This is a genomic window from Flavobacterium sp. GNP010, assembly GCF_056428945.1.
This window is the reverse complement of the sequence record NZ_JBWJVK010000129.1, coordinates 1-762: the sequence shown is the minus strand read 5'-3', so window position 1 is coordinate 762 and position 762 is coordinate 1. Positions and strand designations below refer to the sequence as shown.

Sequence of the window (762 nt, the reverse complement as noted above, 5' to 3'; positions counted from 1 at the left end):
GTACGGCTGGAAGTGCGGATTACACGACTACAAATGTTGATGTACTTGTTCCTGCTGGAGCAACTACTGGAACGGTAAGTGTACCAACAACGGTGGATGCGATTGATGAAGTAACTGAAAACTTTAGTATTGCCTCTGGAGCTGCTTCGGCTACTGGTACCATTATCGACAATAACAATGCCCCTACTGTGGCAACGATCACTCCGGCTTCGGCTACTGAAGGATCTGATGTGGTATTCAACTTTACACTGAGCAACCCTTCTGATCAAGCCATTACCTATACTTTTGTATTGACTACTGGAACCGCTGGAAGTGCGGATTACACTATTACAAATGTTGATGTACTTGTTCCTGCGGGTGCAACTACTGGAACGGTAAGTGTACCAACAACGGTGGATGCGATTGATGAAGTAAATGAGAACTTTAGTATTGCCTCTGGAGCTGCTTCGGCTACTGGTACGATTATCGACAATAACAATGCCCCTACTGTGGCAACGATCGCTCCGGCTTCGGCTACTGAAGGAACTGATGCAGTATTCAGCTTTACACTAAGCAACCCTTCTGATCAAGCTATTACCTATACTTTTGTATTGACTAATGGTACGGCTGGAAGTGCGGATTACACGACTACAAATGTTGATGTACTTGTTCCTGCGGGTGCAACTACTGGAACGGTAAGTGTACCAACAACGGTGGATGCGATTGACGAAGTAACTGAAAACTTTAGTATTGCCTCTGGAGCTGCTTCGGCTACTGGTACCA

At 45.7% G+C, this 762-nt stretch carries 1 protein-coding gene; it reads left to right on the top strand.

Annotation, left to right across the window (positions count from 1 at the left end):
* On the top strand, positions 1-762 hold a 762-nt coding region (locus AC061C_RS15845; RefSeq protein WP_478291977.1), incomplete at both ends, for a Calx-beta domain-containing protein.